Here is a 16,656-nt window from a genome sequence, read left to right as displayed (position 1 = left end):
AGACCTTGATATGTTTTTGTTGGATGAGGTGCCTATTTTATAAACGGATCATATTGTGGTTGAAATTTCTGGCAATATTGCAATATTTACTGATAGTTATAAATAGATAGAGCGTTCGAAGAGCTAGCGGTTGGTCAAAGATTCGGACCTGCATAGAGCAATCGACGGTCAATAGTTGCAAGAACGCTGCAGGGCGGGGGAGCTGGATCCCTTCGATCATCGCCACGCCGCTCGCTTCGCCGCGCCTGGGCTTGCCGCTCCATCGCCGGCATCAGGCCGGCTCGTAGGCAGGCGCCGACAATCGAGTGCTGTCCGAAGCCGTTTCCTGTGAAAGCGCACCCAGGGGGCCGGCATGAAGCCGGGCGATCAGCCGTGCAATGTCCTCGGGCAGGTCGGCAGCGCTCTCGAGGCCGAAGGCGAGATCGAGGCCGGGTATCATGCTACGTAGGAAGGCCTGGGATGCCTCCGCGCCGGGGCGGGGAAGCTCCGCCCCCCTGGGCGGGATGTGCAGGACGGGCGTGCCGAGGGTCGTTGTGGGGAGAGCGAGCATGGCTTCCACGGGGTGCGCGACGCGCCTTGCGCAATCCCGCCGCCACCGGACCGGGGCGGCCTATCTCGTAAGGCTGCCCAAGCTAGACCATACTGGTTGAACCGTAGCTGAAGGGAGCCGGTGGCCTTGCCGCTCCATCAATGTTCTGCCGTCCAACGAGGGCGAGCGGCTGAGATGAGGGGATGCCATTCCGGAATTCCGGGAACAGGACGACGGATTCCGCGAAGCTGCCGCCGATCCGGGATCAGGATCAGATGTAGTGGCGGAAGACGACCTGACTCTGAGCATCCTTCGCCTTGCCGCGTTCACATCCGTCGACCGGAGGCCGAGCCTGGATCAGCGATGCCGGCAGGACCAGCGTGACGAGGGCGAGCAGCCAGCGGAAGGGACGTGCAACTGTCATGTCGGATTCCTGGGGCTGCGTCGCGGTCGGATCGTCACCTTGAGATCATGCGCCTATGGCGGCTGAATGGTTCATAGCTGGCCGCGATCCGTTTCGCTGTGCCGGCGCGCACATCGGCTTGGCCGTTCATAAGACAGAAACGGCTTCAGCAGCGGTGCGGTCGCCGCGCCCAAGGCGCCGAGCGCGATGAAGAGCCGCCAGACGTGAAGATCCGTGATCATGGAAGCCTCGATCTTGCCGCCGTTCGGCGCGTGAATGCCACATCATGGCGGCGATACGTTGCGGCGTGGTTTCGAGACAGGGTGAACGATGTCTTCTACCGTTCCGAGGCCATGGCGCCTCGGTCCCCGCCTCCCCGGGGAGCCCGGGGCAATCCCCAGACCGGGCAGTTTCATGCCGCCGGGTGTCGGCGCGTGGCTCTTATGAAATCGGGCTCCCGCCCCGTTCCGCGTGACCCCGATCGTCAGCGGGAGGCCCGTCAGGTGTCCTAGACCATGAGGATATCTTGGAATGTCAGGACTGGGCGCGAGGTGAGGAGGGCGAACTGGAGGGCGTCGGCCGATCCGCTGCCGTCCACGTCGTAGGAGACGGCGCCCGTCCGCGAATCGTAGAGGATCCGGTCGTCCGCATCGAGGATGGCACCGGCCGCGCCGAGATCCTTGAAGGCACCCGCCGCCAGGGTTCCGGTCTTGGTCAGTGCCGTGAAGATTCCGTTCTCGAGTCGGAGCGTGTCGTCGATGGCGGCGAAGTCGACGATGCTGTCGACATTGCCCGAGCCGAGCGCCGTTTTGAAGAAGAAGATGTCGGCACCGGCTCCGCCCTTCAGGATGTCGTCGCCCAGACCGCCATTGAGCATGTTGGCACCGCTATTGCCGGTGAGCGTGTTGGCGAGGTCGTTGCCATTCCCGATGATGTCCGCGCTGCCGGTGAGGAGAAGGCTCTCGAGCTCGTTGCCGAGGCTGAACGCCACCGAACTCCGCACGAGATCGATGCCGCCCCCCGCCACCTCGAAGATCTTGTCGCCACCATCGGTGATGTAGGTGTCGTTGCCCAATCCACCGGTGAGCCTGTCGGTACCGGTCCCGCCATTGAGGACGCTGGCGGCATCGTTGCCCAAAAGCACGTTGTCGAGGGCGTTGCCCGTCGCCTTGATCGCCCCCGTTCCGGTGAGGGTGAGGTTCTCCAGATTTCCGCCAAGGGTCAGGGTCGCCGAACTCCGAACGAGGTCGGTTCCGGCGCCGAGCGCCTCGACGATCGTGTCGCCGCCATCGGTGACGTAGATGTCGTTGCCGAGGCCACCGATGAGGGTATCGCGGCCAGTGCCGCCGTCGAGGACGTTGGCGGCGGCATTGCCGGTGATCCGGTTGGCCAGGGCGTTGCCGGTGCCGTCGAGGGCGATCGCGCCCGTCAGGGTCAGGTTTTCGACATTGTCGCCGAGGGTTAGGGAGACCGAGCTCAGGACGAGGTCGGTGCCGCCGTCCAGGGCCTCGGTGACGTAGGTGTCGTTGCCGAGGCCACCGATGAGGGTGTCGTTCCTGGCCGATCCGATGGTGGTGACACCAGCGGTCAGGCCGGCATTGGAAACCAGCACCGAATCCGTGCCGGTAACGCTGGAGGGGGAGCTGAAACGAAGGTCGTCGACCGTCACGGTAGCCGTCTCATTCCCGCCATATGCAGCGGAGGCCGCGATCGTATCTCCGGGATCCGAAGCCGCGATGGCATCGGCGATCGTTGCGTAGGTGCCCGGAACGTTGCGCGTCGCCGTGATGGTCATCTTCCCCTGGAAAGGCGTCGTGACCGTCTCGAATCTCGAACATCACGACGGTCATTCGTTTGCCCGGCGCGGTTAGAGCACCCGATTGCATGCCGCACATCCCCCAAACGGAGTATGTCGAGTCAACGATTCGCTTGTGGACTGTGCTGGTGGGCTCAAGCCATGATAAGCCATGCCTTAAAATCAAGCATTTCGGCATTCATGCGGAGTCCGCCGCGGCCGGCCCATCGATGCGGATTACATAATGATGTCGATCTTCATCATAACGTGTGCTGGATCTGGTTTAGACGATGCCAATGACCGTCAGTTCCGAAGTCCTGATCGACCATATCTACGAAGCCGCCGTCATTCCGGAGATGTGGCCTAGTGTACTGGCCGAACTGGTGCGGGTCGGCGAGGGACAAGGCGCGCTTTTGTTCACGACGGTGGGCAGCGAGTTCAGATACGTCACGTCCCCGGGCTTCGAGGCGGGGATCGCCGAATATGTCGCCGGGGGCTGGCCGGCGCGGACCGACAGGCCGGCGCGGTTGTTCGCCAGGGAACATGCCGGCTTCCTCACCGACCTCGACGTCTACACCGCCGCCGAGATGGAGGTGGAGCCGGTCTTTCGGGACTTTCTGCGGCCGAGGGGCCTGGGTTGGGGCGTCGCCAGCGCCATCGCGGTGCCGAGCGGGGATCGGCTCATCCTCAACGTGGAGCGGGAATTCGCGCGCGGTCCCGTCCCCGGCGAGATCGTCGCCCGCCTCGATGCCCTGCGCCCTCACCTCGCCCGGGCAGCCACCATGTCGGCGAGGCTGCGGCTGCAGACCGTCAGGGTGGCGGCTCAGGCGCTCGATGTCGTCGACATTCCCGCCGCGATCCTCGGCAGGCAATCCCAGATCCTGGCCATCAATGCCGGCTGCGCGGCGTTCCTCGGAAGCACCATCCGGGAGGCGCATCGCCTGACCCTGTCCAACCCGGAGGCGGACCGCCTGCTGGAGCGGGCCCTCGAAGGACTGGCGACGGAGCGGCGGACCTCGACCCGGTCCATCCCGATCCCGGCCACGGACGAGCGCGGCCCGGTGATCCTGCATCTCCTGCCGATCCGGCGGGCGGCGGCGGACCTGTTCAACGCCGCCTCCGCCATCGCGATCTTCACGCCCGTGGCGCAAGGCGCCGCGCCCGACCTCACTGTTTTGTCCGGCCTGTTCGACCTGACCGTGGCCGAAGCGCGGGTGGCGCGCGAGATCGCCCTGTGCAGGACGGTGGAGGACATCGCCCTGCGGACCGGCGTCGCCACCAGCACGGTCCGGACGCAGCTGCGATCCGTCCTGTCCAAGACCGGAACCAACCGCCAAGCCGAACTCGTCGGGCTCCTCGCGGGAACGACCCCGCCGGACTGGCGGACATCGTAAGACGATCGGACGAGCCGATCCGTGTCCTGTTGTCCCGTGGAGTTGCCTGTATGAAAAGCGCCGCCCACTCGGGTTCGTCGGATCGCCATGACCAATCCTGACCCGCTGCGTCTCGTCGATGCCTGCTACGCGGCCGCCCTCGATGCCTCGCTCTGGCCGGGTGTTCTCGAGCAGGTGAGCGCCTGCCTCGGAGCGCGGGGGACGGTGATCGTCTCCTACGATCCTCGCCGGACGGCGGACACACTCCATTCGGACAGCCTGCGGGAGGTGCACGACGCGTATAGCGGCGGGTGGTGGGAGCATGACAGCCGTATCGCCCGCGCGCGGGGGCTCGGGATGCGGCCCGGCCTCGTCGTGGCGGATGCGATGCTGTTCACGCCGGAGGACAAGCGCAAGGATCCCTTCTTTCAGGATTTCTGCGCCAAGCACGGGCTCGACGAACTCGTGGCCTTCTTCGCCCCCGATCCCGGCGGCGGACTGATGACGGTGAGCGCCCTGCGCGAGGCCGGCAAAGGCTACTTCGAAGCCGGGGAGATCGGCCTGCTCACGCTGTTGGGGCCGCATGTCGCGCGGGCCTTCGACCTCACGGCGCGGCTCGGCGTCGCCCACCGGCAGGCGGCCGATCTCGGCTCGGCCCTGGCGCGGGCGGAGATCGGCGTCGTCCTGCTCGATCGGGGTGGCGCCGTGCGGTTCGTCAATCCCGGCTCCGAGAGGATGGTTGCCGGTTGCCTGAAGATCGCCCTGGGCCAGCCCGTGAGGACCGTTGTGGCGGCCGATGGCCCGCGACTCGACCGCCTCGTCGCCTCCGCCCTGGCGGAGAACAGGCCCTGCGCGGCCGAACCCATCATCCTGCGCTCGTCGAGTGGGTCCCCCTGGCTGCTGGCGGAGGCGATGCCCCTGCGCACCGGTGAGCCCGGTCTCGAATTGATCGGCTCGGCCAAGGGCGGGGTCCTGCTCCTGCTCCATCCCGTCACGCCGCCAGTGTTGGTTTCCGTTGCCCCGCAACTCGAGCAACTGGGCCTGACGCGGATGCAGGCTCTTGTGGCGATGGAGATCGGCCGGGGAAGCTCGCCCCGGGAGGCGGCGGAATTGCTCGCGGTCCGGGAGGGCACGGTGCGGGTTCACCTGAAAGCGATCTTCGGCAAGCTCGGCGTCAGGCGTCAGAGCGAACTCGCCATCATCGTCGCGCGCCTCGATGCCATCCTGAGCCGACGGCGCGAGCGCGAAGCCGATACCAAACCCTGAACGGTGCAGGCGTCACCCAGTATCATGAACGCAAAAAGCCGCCCGAAGGCGGCTTCTCGCGGAGACCTTGGTCTCGCTCTATCGGTGGGAAGCGTAGACGCTTCCGGCCGACTTAGTTGAAGGTGTCGATCTCAGCCGACTCGTAGCTGGTGACTTCCATGCCGACACACACTTCCTGAACGACGGGGGCAGTCCAAGCCATGATATTTCTCCTGCGTTGCAAGTCTTCTTTAGAAGACATCTCAGATGCGCGGCACGACCGCGCTTGAGCAATACCTATTGTCCGCCCTGCCCCATAGCAAGCAGAAAGACGGAAATATTCTGCAGGATTCCCTTAGTTTTCTCTCATGGAAAAGAGGGGGAAGCCGCATGCGGACGGACCGCTTCCGTCAGGTCCGGGCGAAGGCCGCGGCCTCTTTCACCTGATTCTCGTCGGGAGTTCGGCCCGTATAGAGAACGAACTGCTCGAGAGCCTGCAGTACCACCACGTCGTGGCCGGTGATGACGCGCTTTCCCATGCTTTCGGCCGCCCGTAGGAAGGGCGTCGCCGAAGGCAGCGCCACCACGTCGAAGGCGACGATGCAGGCAGCGATCTGAGGGGGCGGAAAGGCGAGGGTTTCGGCCTCCGGCCCTTCCATACCGAGGGGTGTGACGTTGATGAGGAGCGGGGCCTGCGCCTCGCCGATCTCGGGGCGCCAGCCATAGCCATGGCTTTCCGCCAGGGCGCGCCCGGCCGGTTCATTACGGGCGACGACCGTACCATCCACGAAGCCCGCATCGCGCAGGGCTGAGACGACGGCCTTGGCCATCCCGCCGGACCCGCGCAGGAGGAACGGTGTCTGCGGATCGATGCCGTGCTTCTCGATGAGCAGGCGGACCGCGATGTAATCGGTATTGTAGCCGGTGAGGCAGCCGGCCTCGTTCACCACCGTGTTGACGCTGTCGATGGCCGCGGCCGAAGCTTCGAGGCGATCGAGAAGCGGGATCACGGTCTCCTTGAACGGCATCGAGACGGCGCAGCCACGAATGCCCAGAGCCCGTATGCCGCCGATCGCAGCCGGCAGGTCGGTCGTGGTGAAGGCCTTGTAGACGTAGTCGAGCCCCATGAGCTCGTAGAGCTGGTTGTGGAAACGCGACCCGAAATGACCCGGCCGTCCCGACAGGGACATGCAGAGCGTGGTCTCGCGTCCGATCGGGGGCTTCATCGCGGTCTCCGGTCGCTCGGAGACGCGGCATGCCCCGCACTCCGGCACCGGAGCGATATCACGTCCCGCGATACGTCGCGCCCGTCAGGCCTTGCGGTTGCGCCCGTCGTCCAGGATCGCCTCGGCGTGGTACCAGCCGTCGCAGAAATCCATCCTCGGCAGTTCCATGGGGCGCGAGATGCGTGAAGCGAGGTCCACCACGGCGTTGCTGCCCATGCGTGTGCCTGTCGAATGGGCACGCGCCGATGCTGCAACCTTCCTGGGCACGAAAGCAAAGATTTCGGCTGAATTCCGAGGTGAGCTCAAAGTCATGATCCAACGTCTCCAAAAGCTGCTGGGCCTTCATGCCCCCGACGTCTCGTTATGATATGAGCGGTATCTGATATTTGCACTGGCTAAACGTGAGAAAGGCACGCCATGCCGGTAATTCGAGCATGCCTGAATTTGTTTCATGCGTGAATGTATGGTGCGCTGCCGCCGCCGGACTCCTCTTTCGCTCCTGCTCATGCCGATGACGGACGGCTTTGTGGCGATTGTGCTTCGTCATCGGCGCGCTGCCCTCGAGCAGCCGAGCGTATCGTCTTGCTCCCATGTGAGGGCGGATCAAATCCAGACCTCCCGCGCATCAGGTCGTTCGGAACCATGACGGCGTAAATATCTTGATCAAGCCTAGCAAGCGCACGCCGATATCATCGCTTAACTTGGGTCAAGCTTTGCCGTGTGCGCATGGATGCTGGAGAACGATCCGGTCCATATTGTGTCCGCCGGATCGATCCCGTTTGGCCTGTCACGACGTCATTCAAACAAGGAGGAACGAGCCATGGGTCTTTTCAGCAAGGACATCCAGACTCTCGACGATCTGTTCGTCCATACCCTGCAGGACATTTATTACGCCGAGAACCAGATCACCAAGGCGCTGCCGAAGATGATCGCCAAGGCGACCGATCCCGAACTCAAGAGTGGGTTCGAGAAGCACCTTTCGGAAACTGAGGGTCAGATCAAGCGGCTGGAGCAGGTGTTTCAGATGCATGGTCATACGCCGAAGGCAGTGACTTGCCCGGCCATCGACGGGATTATCAAGGAGACCAACGAGGTCTCCGGAGAGATCGGCGACAAGCAGGTCCTCGATGCCGCCCTCATCGCCTCCGCACAGGCGGTGGAGCATTACGAGATCACGCGCTACGGCACCCTCGTCGCCTGGGCCAAGCAGCTCGGCCGGGACGATTGCGCCAGCGTGCTGCAGCAGACCCTGAACGAGGAGCGCGCCACCGACGAACGCCTGACGCGGATGGCCGAGAGCCAGGTCAACCGCCGCGCCGCCTGACCCGAGAACGCCGCCCTCCCCGGTCGGAGGGCGGCCCGTCCGTCAGGTTGGGAAGAATTGGTTGGCTGGGCGCGGCAGGCCGAGATGGTCGCGCAGGGTCGTGCCTTCGTATTCGGTGCGGAACAGGCCCCGGCGCTGGAGTTCGGGCACCAGGGTATCGACCACGTCGTCAAGGCCTTCCGGCACGAAGGGGAACATGACGTTGAACCCGTCGCAGGCCCGCGTCACGAGCCATTCCTCCATCTGGTCGGCCACCTCGGCCGGCGTCCCCACCATGGTGAGCCCGCCATAGCCGCCGACACGCTGGGCGAGTTCGCGCACCGTGGCCCCGGTCTTCCGGGCATAGCCGACGATCTGGGCTTGGGCGCTCTTGCTGGCATTGGTCTCCGGGAGATCGGGCAGGGGCGCGTCGAGGTCGAACTCCGAAGCATCGACGCCGAGGCGCACCGAGAGGTTGGCGATGCCGCTGTCCGTGGGCACGAGCGCATCGAGCTGGGCCTTCTTGGCCTCGGCTTCGTCGCGCGTCTCGCCGAGGACGATGAAGGCGCCGGGCAGGATCTTGAGATGGTCGGGATCGCGGCCGGCGGCGGGCATCCTGCCTTTCACGTCGGCGTAGAATTCCTGGGCGGCGGCGAGTTTCGAACCGGCGCCGAACACCATTTCGGCGGTCTCGGCGGCGATCTGGCGGCCGGCTTCCGATGCCCCCGCTTGCACGATCACCGGCCAGCCCTGGATGGGGCGTGCGATATTGAGCGGCCCCTTCACTTTCAGGAACTCGCCGGCATGGTCGAGGACATGGAGCTTGTCGGGATCGAAATAGACCCCCTCCTCCACGTCGCGGATGAAGGCGTCGTCGGCCCAGGAATCCCACAGGCCGGTGACCACATCGAAGAATTCCCGCGCGCGGGCATACCGGACCGCGTGGTCGAGATGGGCGTCCCGGCCGAAATTCAGGGCCTCGTCCGGGTTGCCGGAGGTGACGAGGTTCCAGCCGGCGCGGCCATTCGAGATATGGTCGAGGGAGGCGAACTTCCGGGCCACATGGTACGGCTCGTTATAGGTCGTGGAGGCCGTGGCGATGAGCCCGATCCGCTCGGTGACGGCAGCGAGCGCCGGCAGCAGGGTCATCGGGTCGAAGGACGTCACGGTGGCGCTGCGCTTCAGCGCGGCCATGGGCATGTTCATCACCGCCAGATGGTCGGCCATGAAGAACGCATCGAACTTGGCCGCCTCCAGGCGCTGGGCGAAGCGCTTGAGATGGGGAAAGCTGAAATTCGCGTCCGGATATCCACCGGGATAGCGCCACCATGCGGTGTGGATGCCGATCGGCCGCATGAAGGCGCCGAGATGGAGGCGACGAGGCTGGGTCATCCGAGGCTATCTCCGTCCGGTGCGTGAAAGCACGACTTCGGAATAGAGCAGCGGAGAGAGAAAAGGCTCCCGGATTTCGAGGGAAATGGCCGGGAAAATCTCAGCGCCGGTTCGCCGTCACGGGCGTCGTTCCCGCCACAGGATGGCGGCCCGGCGGGCGACGTCCCGCATCCGCCGGTCGAGGGCGGGATAGCGGCGGAGGGTCGAGACCAGCCGTGCCCGCGCCGCGCTCTTCAGGCCACGCCAGCCGAGGGAAACGGTGAAATCGACCAGCGGCAGGGGCTCGACGTTGAAACGGCGCTTGTAATCGTAATCGCCGATGCTGAAGTCGAACGAGCGGCAACCCTCTTGATGAAGTGCCTCCATGGTCTTGTCGATGACGAGGCGCCCGGGCGAGCAATGGGACCATTCCCCCCCGGCATTGCTGATGCGGATCATGACGTAGGTGTCGGCATTGCGGATGCCGAGCAACGCCGCGACGACCTCGTCGCCCGATGTCAGGGCGCTGACGACGGCGTAGCCGTGGCCGAGGCCCCGTCCGACGAGGCGACGGTAGAAGGCGTCGAACTCGGCCTCGTCGAGGCGGTAATCGGCGCCGATGCTGCGCATGCGCGCCTCCTGCTGGCGCGCCATCACCTCGAGAACCCGCTGGGCCTCGCCCTGGTCGGTGACGATGCGGAAGGCCGTCTCGGACTCGCGGGAAAACACCCTCCAGCTTCGCTCCAGCTCCTTGCGCACGGTCTTGGCGAGGCTGCGATGATAGGCCTCCCAATCCTCGCCCGTCCTGACCTCGTTGCCGTTGAGCGGGCACGGGGACACACCCCTGAGGAGGGACAGCGGATTGGGCCCGTCGGCGAAGGTCGCCGGCATCTTGCGCAGAGAGAGAAGGTCGGCGCGGGGCAGCGCAGAGCGGATCGCCTGCCATAGCTCCAGGGCGCCGGCATGGTCTCTCGGAGCCGCTGGGCCGAGGAGCGGCGCGTTGTAATCGGTGAGGCCGAGATCGGCGAAGGCGATGATGCGGCGGGGCCCCGTCTCGTCGACCACGAGGGGAAGATGCAGCGCGAGCACCCCCGTTGCCCTGTCCCGCGCCGTCACCAGGAGGGGCGTCAGCCCCGCGCGGTCTTGGAGCGATTCATACCAGGTCTCGATCCAGACCGGATCCTGAAACGGCGTCGGCGCACCCGTCCATCCGGGCACGCACTCCGTCCAGTCGGATGCGATCGCCACATCATAGCTCCGCGCTCCGGAGGCGCCGGTTCCCGATGGCGCGATGCTCCGGCGATGGGCCGGCAGCGCCGTCCCGCTCACGCCGGAGCGGAGAGTTCGAGGATCTGGCCCGGTCGTGCCGCATCGAGGCGGAAATCGACGGCACGGCGGGCCGCGCGCTCCTTCTTCACCCAATCACTGTTGCGCAGCAGCTTCTGCATCACCGCCTTGGACCAGTAGCCCGGCCCGGTGATGGCGTGGCTCGCCGGCTCGCGGCCGAAGCGATGGCGCAGCATGCCGTTGGCGAGGTTGACGATCTGCTTGCGGCGGATCGGCTCGTCCACGAAGGAGACCGTCATCGACACGTTGAGGCAGTCGAGATTCTCGACCCGGTGCGGGGCATTGAGCGGCCAGCTCAGCATCTGGCCGGGCGACAGCTCCATCACCTGGGCATGGGAATCGTACCAGGGCGCATAGGGCATATCGACCTCAACATCGAAGAGGGCGATGTCCTCGAGATGCTTCGGCGTCACGAAGGGCGGGGTCGAGGGATAGACGTAGACTCGCTTGGCGCCGATGATCTGCCACAGGTGCTGCCCCGGCAGGTCGGCATGATAATAGACCTGGGCGTTGGGCGACGAGATCAGGATGCCGCAGGTGGATTTCGCCGGAGAGAAGCCGGGTACTCGCTGGGCCAACTCCTCGAACATGGCGTCGAGCGTGTCGCGGTAGCGCCGGTCCACGGTCTCAACATTGCGCAGGTTGAGCCACATCCGCCCCTGGGCGATGGACTCGATCACCTGCGCGCCGGGAAGTCCCCCGGTCTCGCCCTCGCGCCAGAACTTGCGCTGTCCGGCGGCGCCCATATGGACGAGGCTGTACTGGCCGCTTGGATAGGTGTCGATCAGATCGGCCAAGGCCTCCCGCGAGAACAGGGGAGACTGGTGCAGCCGATGCTCGAGCCGCAGCGGCTGATGCCCCCAAAGGGCGCTGTCGGGCTCGTCCCAGGAGGTGAAGATCGGGTCGTTCATGGCTACGGTCAATCCGTATCGTGTCCCGCTGTTCTTCAGATGAGGTGGGTCGGTCCCCCTGCGGGACAGGGCCGATCCATTTCCGGACATCATATCCGACGGTGATGAAATCTTTGCATTCGCGGTGCCGACTGAAAAAGATTCCTGCGTGGGCCGGGTGAATACGGTGTCATGCTCCTCGTAGAAGGGCCGTCGGCGGGTGGATCGAACGTTTCAAACTGCTCGGCCGAAAGTCTTTCGCAAGCGACGGCCTGCTAGGACAGGCCGGTCACGTCCTTCTCCGGAACCTCACCGCATGACGCAACGCCCTGGACCGGGGGAGACGAAGGCGCCCTCCCCCTGGCTGCATCTCGTCGGTACGGGGCATCCGCCCTGCGGGGTCGGCGATTTCGCCGGACAGTTGATCGAGGCCCTCAGGCGTCAGGGTCAGCCACAGGAGACCCTCCCCTTGGAGCCGGGCCGCGTGCCGCTCGGCGAAATCTGGCGCGCCGTGGGGAATGCCCGCGCCGTCATCGCCAATCTGCCGCTGGTGCCCTGGAAGCGGGCGCTGATCGGCCCCCCTTCGGCCTTCGCCATCGCGTTCCTGCGGCGTCGGCGACGGGTCGCGATCCTGCATGAATGGGGCAGCATGCACCGCCTGCGCCGGCTCGTCCTCCGGCCGCTTCTCCTCTTCGCGGACACGATCGTCCTCCTGTCGCCCCAGGTCCGGGACGAGTTCGCCGCCGATCCCGTGATCGGCCGTCTCGCGCGGCGGGCGGTAATGATGCCCCTGCCCCCGAACATCACGCGGCCCGAAACCACCGTGCCGAGCGCCCTGTCCGCACAGATGCGCGCCGCCCGCGAGGGAGGGCGTCTCGTGGTCGGTCATTTCGGCTCGATCTATCCGGGCAAGCAGCCGGAGGCGATCCTCGACATCGCCGCCAGCCTGAAGGCGCGCGGCGCCGACCCGCTCGTCGTCTTCATCGGTTCGTTCATCCGCGCCTCCGACGGGATCGAAGAGATATTCCACGCCAAGGTCGCGGCGCTCGGTCTCTCCGAGACGGTGGTGGTCTCCGGCTATGTCGCCTCGCCGGAGGAGCTGTTCGGCCTGTTCGACGAAGTGGACGCCTTCGTCTACGTCCTCCCGGAGGGCCTCACCGCGCGCCGCGCCAGCATCCTGGCCTGCGTCCAGGCCGGCCGGCCGGTCATCGTCACCGAGCCGGTGCGCGCGGACGAATTCGATCACCATCCGCGCTTCCAGGCGCTCCTGTCCGGTGGGGCCATCGTCCTCGCCCCGGGCGGAGCCGGACCCGAGGCCTATGTCGACCTCGCCCTTGCAGCGTCGACACGGCCGACGCTGCCCCCCGCCATCGATCGCCAAGTCTGGTTCGCCGATGCCGCCGGCAGCCTGAGGGACGCCCTCGGTTGAGGCGCGACCAAGCTTGGGAGGTACGAAGCTTGGGAGGTGTGAACTTTGCCCTCTCCCTGGGATCGACGGGCTGAAGAGGCATGCCATGACCCAATCTGATCCAGGCATTGTGCCGTATGAGAACAAGACCGGCTGGTCCGCGCATTGGGCGGTCGGAGGGCTGGTCGTCGGCTGCGTCGCGACCCTGCTCTGGTTCGGCGCGCTGATGACTCTCGGCGGCTGGGCCGTCGGCATCATCGAGTTCTGAGACTGCCGGACAGGGCGTCCCACTTTCGGGCTGAGACGCCTCCGGGGCGTCTCACGCGCTGCGGAAACGGGCGAGGTAGCGCAGACCGAAGACGGAGATCAGGAAGGTGACCCAGACCGGGTCTCCTCCATCGAAGAAGAAGCTCTCCATGCAGGAGAGCAGCAGGCCGAAGAGCCAGACCTGCACGAACATCGTCACCAGCGGGTCGGCCCGGCCGTTCGCCTCGATCCTCATCACGTCCCGCAGGGGGGCGGCGACGAAGATCGCGAGAACGAGAACGAGGCCGGGCAGGCCCAGGGTGACGGCGGTGTCGAGGTAGCTGTTGTGGCTGTGCGAGGCGTATCCGGCCCAGCTCGACCCGTCATCGGACGCGGCGCGCACGGTGACGTTGTTCCAGAATGCCGAGAAGCCGTAGCCGGTGAGCGGACGCGCCGTGAGGGCCTCGATGGCGAACTGCCATACATCGGTCCGGCCGGTGAAGGTGGAATCCACGGGCAGAGCCCGCACGATGGCGGCCAGGGGCTCGCTCACCACCGTGCCGACGCTGAACAGGTTGATCGTGAAGAGCGGAACCAGCGTGAGGAGGATTCGGCCCGCGAGCGAACGGATGACGCCGAACAGGCCCGTGATCGCCAGCGAAGCCACCAGGAGCGCCGTCGCGCTCTTGCCTTCCGAGCCGAGGAGGAACAGCCCCGACAGGGCGACGATGACGAGGCCCACCGTCACGAGCCCCGAACGCGCCACGGCGATGCCGATGAAGACCAGCATGGCCATGACCGCCGCCGCACTGTTCTTATGGCCGAACACGCCGCGCCAATTGCCCGCGAGCATGGGCTCGCCCACGTCCTTCGCCTGATGGATGGCAAGGTCCGGCGCGAGCAGCATGCCGAGATAGCATGCGCCCAGCAGTAGCAGGGAGGCGATGGCGAGGAGGTTGCGCAGATCGTTCCGCGACCGCGCCAGCAAGGGCAGGCAGGCGGCCGCCAGCATCACGGAGCCCGCCAGGGTCAGGCGCTTGACCGACGTCATGGGATCCTGTGACAGAACGACATTGACGGCGAGCCAGGCTCCGAGCGCCAGGAACCAGGGCGAGGCGAAGCCGCGCAAGGCTTTGGCGTGAGCCGGGAGAGTCAGGGCGAGGCACAGCAGCGCGAAAAGGCCGAAGCTCGCATAGGTGAGCGCCTCCCGCCCCGTGGCGAGTTCCAGGACGTCCGGATTGCTGAGATCCTGGAACGGTTTGAGAGAGATCCAGCTGAGGAGCAGGACAGCGAGGAAGACGACCTTCCGCGCGATGAGGATGGCGGGCGTGTCGGCGAGTACCGCCTGCAGGCGGCGCCATCCCCCGGGCGCTGCCTCCGATGCCGGCACTCCGATCGCCCCCGTCTTCATCGATCCGCCTCCTTCATCTCCCGCGAGTCCGCAGGTGCGGGGTGCTGGCGCGGTAGGGCTGCGGTTCGATGCCCAGGGCCGCGAAGCAGCGCCCGAGGGCCACGAGGATCGGGTGCAGGGCGATGGTGGGTTCCCGTGTCCGGACCAGATTGAGGATGGCGCGTCCGAACGAGACCCCGAGGATGGCGAAGGATTTGCCGGCCAGGGTCACGAGACCAAGACTGCCCTGCGCATGCTTGCGCTCGATCCGGTAATTGACGGCCCCGATCCGCAGGCCGCGTGCGGCGAGCCATCCCGTCCGCGTGCGGGCAAGAGGCACCGTCTCGGTGATGACCGCATCCGCCTCCCAGTAGAAGGTCACACCGGAGCGGCGGGCACGGGTGAAGAAGTCGGTGTCGCCGCCGCCGAGGAAATTGTAGCTCGTGTCGAAGGGTGGAGCTCCCATCAGCGCGAAGGTGCGCCGCGTAATCAGGCAATTGCCGCTGCCGTAGATCACCGGAACCGGCCCGCTCTTGTCGTAGGCGGGGGCGAAGGCGGGGTGGTTGTCGAGGCGGGGCCGTGTTCCCGGTTCGAAGCGCGGGATCACCGGGCCGCCGACGATGCCGACCCCCGTGCGCTGCGCCGTGGCCACCATGCGCTCCAGCCAGTCGGGCTGTGCCAGCTCGTCGTCGTCGATCATCAGGAAATAACGGGTGTCGGGATAGGCCGCGAGGGCAGTGGTGAAGGCCCGGTTGATCGCCGAGCAATTGCCCTGGCGCTGCTCGACCACGCATTGGCCCTGGAGCGGTCCCTTCGCGAACACCGCCTCGGCGGCCACCAAGCCGGCCTGCGACGCGCTGTCGTTGTCCACCACCACGACGGCGAAGCGGAGGCCGGTCCGCTGGCGCGCCAGGGAGGCGAGGGTCTGGACGAGGTGCTCCGGCCGTTTGAAGGTCGGGACGCAGACCACCGCGTCGAAAGGATTGGCGCGCGCTTTCACGACGCGCTTCCGGTGAAGCGCTCAATCACGGTCATCAGCGGCTTGGGCCTCAGGTCGGAATCCAGGGGGAGCGGCCGGTTCGCCGTGCCGTCGGGTCGGGTGAAGTACATCGGTACCCAGGTATAACGATCCGTGATACCCCAGGTAAGGACCGCGCTCGGCGGCGTCACCTCGTCCACCGCGTGGAGGAAATCGGCCGCCTTGCGCGCGATCATCGCATCTCGGGTGGCGGCGTCGGTCGGCAGTCCCACGTCGATCACATCGAGTTCGGTGACCAGAACGTCGAGCTTCAGCGCCTTGATCTCCCGCAGGAAAGCCTGGAGGCCGTCGCGGTCGATCTCCCGATCCGCGAACAGATGGGCCTGCAATCCGATGGCATGAATCGGGATACCTCGATCGACGAGGGAGCGTGCGATGGCGAGGATGCCGGCTCGGCGCATGGCGAAGCGCGGTCCGACGAATTCGATGTCGTATTCGTTGAGGACGAGCTGGGCGGCCGGATCGGCGGCATGAGCCGCCTTGAAGGCGATGGGGATGTACTCGGCGCCGAGGGTCTTCGTCCAGACGAAGGAGCGCAAGTCCCGTGGCGAGACCGGATTTTCGGGCATCGGCTCGTTCACCACGTCCCAGGATCCGATGAAGCCGCGATAGCGGGAGACCACCGCTTCGATATGGCTGGTCAGCACCCATTCGGCCTCGACGGGGCTCGTGATCGCCTCCGCCCAGGCGGGCATGCCGCCGTACCAGGCCAGGGTGTGACCCCGCAGGCCGAGTCCGTTGCTACGGGCGAAGGCGGCGATCGTGTCGGCATCCCCGAAATCGAACGTTTCCCGGTTGGGCCGCAGGACCGGCCATTTCAGGCTTCCCTCCGGGACCAGCAAGCGGCACCTCTCCGCCAGGGCGGCGCGATAGCTCGCATCCGCCGCGAGAGCGTCCCCGCGAACCGCCGCCCCGAACGGGATCTTGCGCGGAGAGGCGACGGCGGCGCGATGGGCGAGCGTGCCTTCCAGCCCGAGCGCGCCTCCCAGCCCGAGGATGCCGCCCAGCGCTCCCTTGAGGATGGTCCGGCGATGGGGAGGGCCCTGTATCATGCCGAGATCCTGGGAAGAGTGAGAAGTCGCCCAAAACGG

General features: G+C 66.0%; 18 protein-coding genes. 5 read left to right on the top strand and 13 right to left on the bottom strand.

Annotation, left to right across the window (positions count from 1 at the left end):
- Window positions 1-271: 271 nt before the first annotated feature.
- From ASF32_RS22730 to ASF32_RS22725, 4 genes are all read right to left on the bottom strand, one after another.
- Window positions 272-550, bottom strand: a complete 279-nt coding sequence (locus ASF32_RS22730) for a hypothetical protein (protein ID WP_056434129.1) — start codon at window positions 548-550, stop codon at window positions 272-274.
- Between the two features lie 250 nt (window positions 551-800).
- Window positions 801-953, bottom strand: a complete 153-nt coding sequence (locus ASF32_RS26090) for a hypothetical protein (RefSeq protein ID WP_200919237.1) — start codon at window positions 951-953, stop codon at window positions 801-803.
- Between the two features lie 71 nt (window positions 954-1,024).
- Complete coding sequence (locus ASF32_RS25670) at window positions 1,025-1,174, bottom strand: hypothetical protein (RefSeq protein ID WP_156467939.1); 150 nt, start codon at window positions 1,172-1,174, stop codon at window positions 1,025-1,027.
- 266 nt (window positions 1,175-1,440) lie between these two features.
- The gene (locus ASF32_RS22725; RefSeq protein WP_056434128.1) at window positions 1,441-2,727 is read right to left on the bottom strand and encodes a calcium-binding protein; all 1,287 of its coding nucleotides are present in this window, start codon (window positions 2,725-2,727) and stop codon (window positions 1,441-1,443) included.
- Window positions 2,728-3,023: 296 nt separating this feature from the next.
- On the opposite strand from ASF32_RS22725, the gene ASF32_RS26085 reads away from it, so the two are divergent.
- Both ASF32_RS26085 and ASF32_RS22715 read left to right on the top strand, forming a co-directional pair.
- Complete coding sequence (locus ASF32_RS26085; protein WP_056434126.1) at window positions 3,024-4,121, top strand: helix-turn-helix transcriptional regulator; 1,098 nt, start codon at window positions 3,024-3,026, stop codon at window positions 4,119-4,121.
- An 87-nt stretch (window positions 4,122-4,208) separates the two neighbouring features.
- Entirely contained in the window at window positions 4,209-5,366 is a 1,158-nt protein-coding gene (locus tag ASF32_RS22715; RefSeq protein WP_056434124.1) for a LuxR C-terminal-related transcriptional regulator, read from the top strand.
- Between the two features lie 112 nt (window positions 5,367-5,478).
- On the opposite strand, the gene pqqA is transcribed toward ASF32_RS22715, so the two are convergent.
- From pqqA to ASF32_RS26725, 3 genes are all read right to left on the bottom strand, one after another.
- Complete coding sequence (pqqA, locus tag ASF32_RS22710; RefSeq protein ID WP_018043773.1) at window positions 5,479-5,568, bottom strand: pyrroloquinoline quinone precursor peptide PqqA; 90 nt, start codon at window positions 5,566-5,568, stop codon at window positions 5,479-5,481.
- 187 nt (window positions 5,569-5,755) lie between these two features.
- Window positions 5,756-6,571: a shikimate 5-dehydrogenase gene (locus ASF32_RS22705; protein ID WP_056434122.1), complete on the bottom strand. Its 816-nt coding sequence runs from the start codon at window positions 6,569-6,571 to the stop codon at window positions 5,756-5,758.
- An 84-nt stretch (window positions 6,572-6,655) separates the two neighbouring features.
- Entirely contained in the window at window positions 6,656-6,787 is a 132-nt protein-coding gene (locus ASF32_RS26725; RefSeq protein ID WP_244477938.1) for a DUF2735 domain-containing protein, read from the bottom strand.
- A 604-nt stretch (window positions 6,788-7,391) separates the two neighbouring features.
- On the opposite strand from ASF32_RS26725, the gene ASF32_RS22700 reads away from it, so the two are divergent.
- A complete protein-coding gene (locus ASF32_RS22700) occupies window positions 7,392-7,895 on the top strand; it encodes a ferritin-like domain-containing protein (protein ID WP_056434120.1) in 504 nt (167 codons plus the stop codon).
- 42 nt (window positions 7,896-7,937) lie between these two features.
- On the opposite strand, the gene ASF32_RS22695 is transcribed toward ASF32_RS22700, so the two are convergent.
- The 3 genes from ASF32_RS22695 to ASF32_RS22685 all read right to left on the bottom strand — a co-directional run bounded on the left by ASF32_RS22695 (window position 7,938) and on the right by ASF32_RS22685 (window position 11,503).
- Window positions 7,938-9,266, bottom strand: a complete 1,329-nt coding sequence (locus ASF32_RS22695) for an LLM class flavin-dependent oxidoreductase (RefSeq protein ID WP_056434118.1) — start codon at window positions 9,264-9,266, stop codon at window positions 7,938-7,940.
- A gap of 117 nt (window positions 9,267-9,383) precedes the next feature.
- Entirely contained in the window at window positions 9,384-10,493 is a 1,110-nt protein-coding gene (locus ASF32_RS22690; protein WP_244477937.1) for a GNAT family N-acetyltransferase, read from the bottom strand.
- Between the two features lie 77 nt (window positions 10,494-10,570).
- A complete protein-coding gene (locus tag ASF32_RS22685; protein WP_056434114.1) occupies window positions 10,571-11,503 on the bottom strand; it encodes a hypothetical protein in 933 nt (310 codons plus the stop codon).
- 295 nt (window positions 11,504-11,798) lie between these two features.
- On the opposite strand from ASF32_RS22685, the gene ASF32_RS22680 reads away from it, so the two are divergent.
- Both ASF32_RS22680 and ASF32_RS25665 read left to right on the top strand, forming a co-directional pair.
- Window positions 11,799-12,911 carry a hypothetical protein gene (locus tag ASF32_RS22680; RefSeq protein ID WP_056434112.1) on the top strand — a complete coding sequence of 371 codons (1,113 nt, stop codon included), beginning with the start codon at window positions 11,799-11,801 and terminating at the stop codon, window positions 12,909-12,911.
- Window positions 12,912-12,996: 85 nt separating this feature from the next.
- Window positions 12,997-13,158 (top strand): hypothetical protein, encoded by a 162-nt coding sequence (locus ASF32_RS25665; RefSeq protein WP_156467938.1) that lies wholly within the window; start codon window positions 12,997-12,999, stop codon window positions 13,156-13,158.
- Window positions 13,159-13,209: 51 nt separating this feature from the next.
- On the opposite strand, the gene ASF32_RS22675 is transcribed toward ASF32_RS25665, so the two are convergent.
- Genes ASF32_RS22675 through ASF32_RS22665 form a run of 3 tightly spaced genes read right to left on the bottom strand, consistent with a single transcriptional unit; the run spans window position 13,210 to window position 16,617 of the window.
- Window positions 13,210-14,547 (bottom strand): O-antigen ligase, encoded by a 1,338-nt coding sequence (locus ASF32_RS22675; RefSeq protein ID WP_056434110.1) that lies wholly within the window; start codon window positions 14,545-14,547, stop codon window positions 13,210-13,212.
- A gap of 13 nt (window positions 14,548-14,560) precedes the next feature.
- Window positions 14,561-15,526, bottom strand: a complete 966-nt coding sequence (locus tag ASF32_RS22670; protein WP_056434108.1) for a glycosyltransferase — start codon at window positions 15,524-15,526, stop codon at window positions 14,561-14,563.
- Window positions 15,523-16,617 (bottom strand): endo-1,4-beta-xylanase, encoded by a 1,095-nt coding sequence (locus ASF32_RS22665; RefSeq protein WP_056434106.1) that lies wholly within the window; start codon window positions 16,615-16,617, stop codon window positions 15,523-15,525. Before ASF32_RS22665 ends, ASF32_RS22670 begins: the two co-directional genes overlap by 4 nt.
- Window positions 16,618-16,656: the final 39 nt, after the last annotated feature.

Origin of the sequence: Methylobacterium sp. Leaf91, from assembly GCF_001422815.1 — a bacterium.
Lineage (GTDB): Bacteria > Pseudomonadota > Alphaproteobacteria > Rhizobiales > Beijerinckiaceae > Methylobacterium.
The sequence above is the reverse complement of the archived record's forward strand: the minus strand, read 5'-3'. Positions and strand labels throughout refer to the sequence as shown.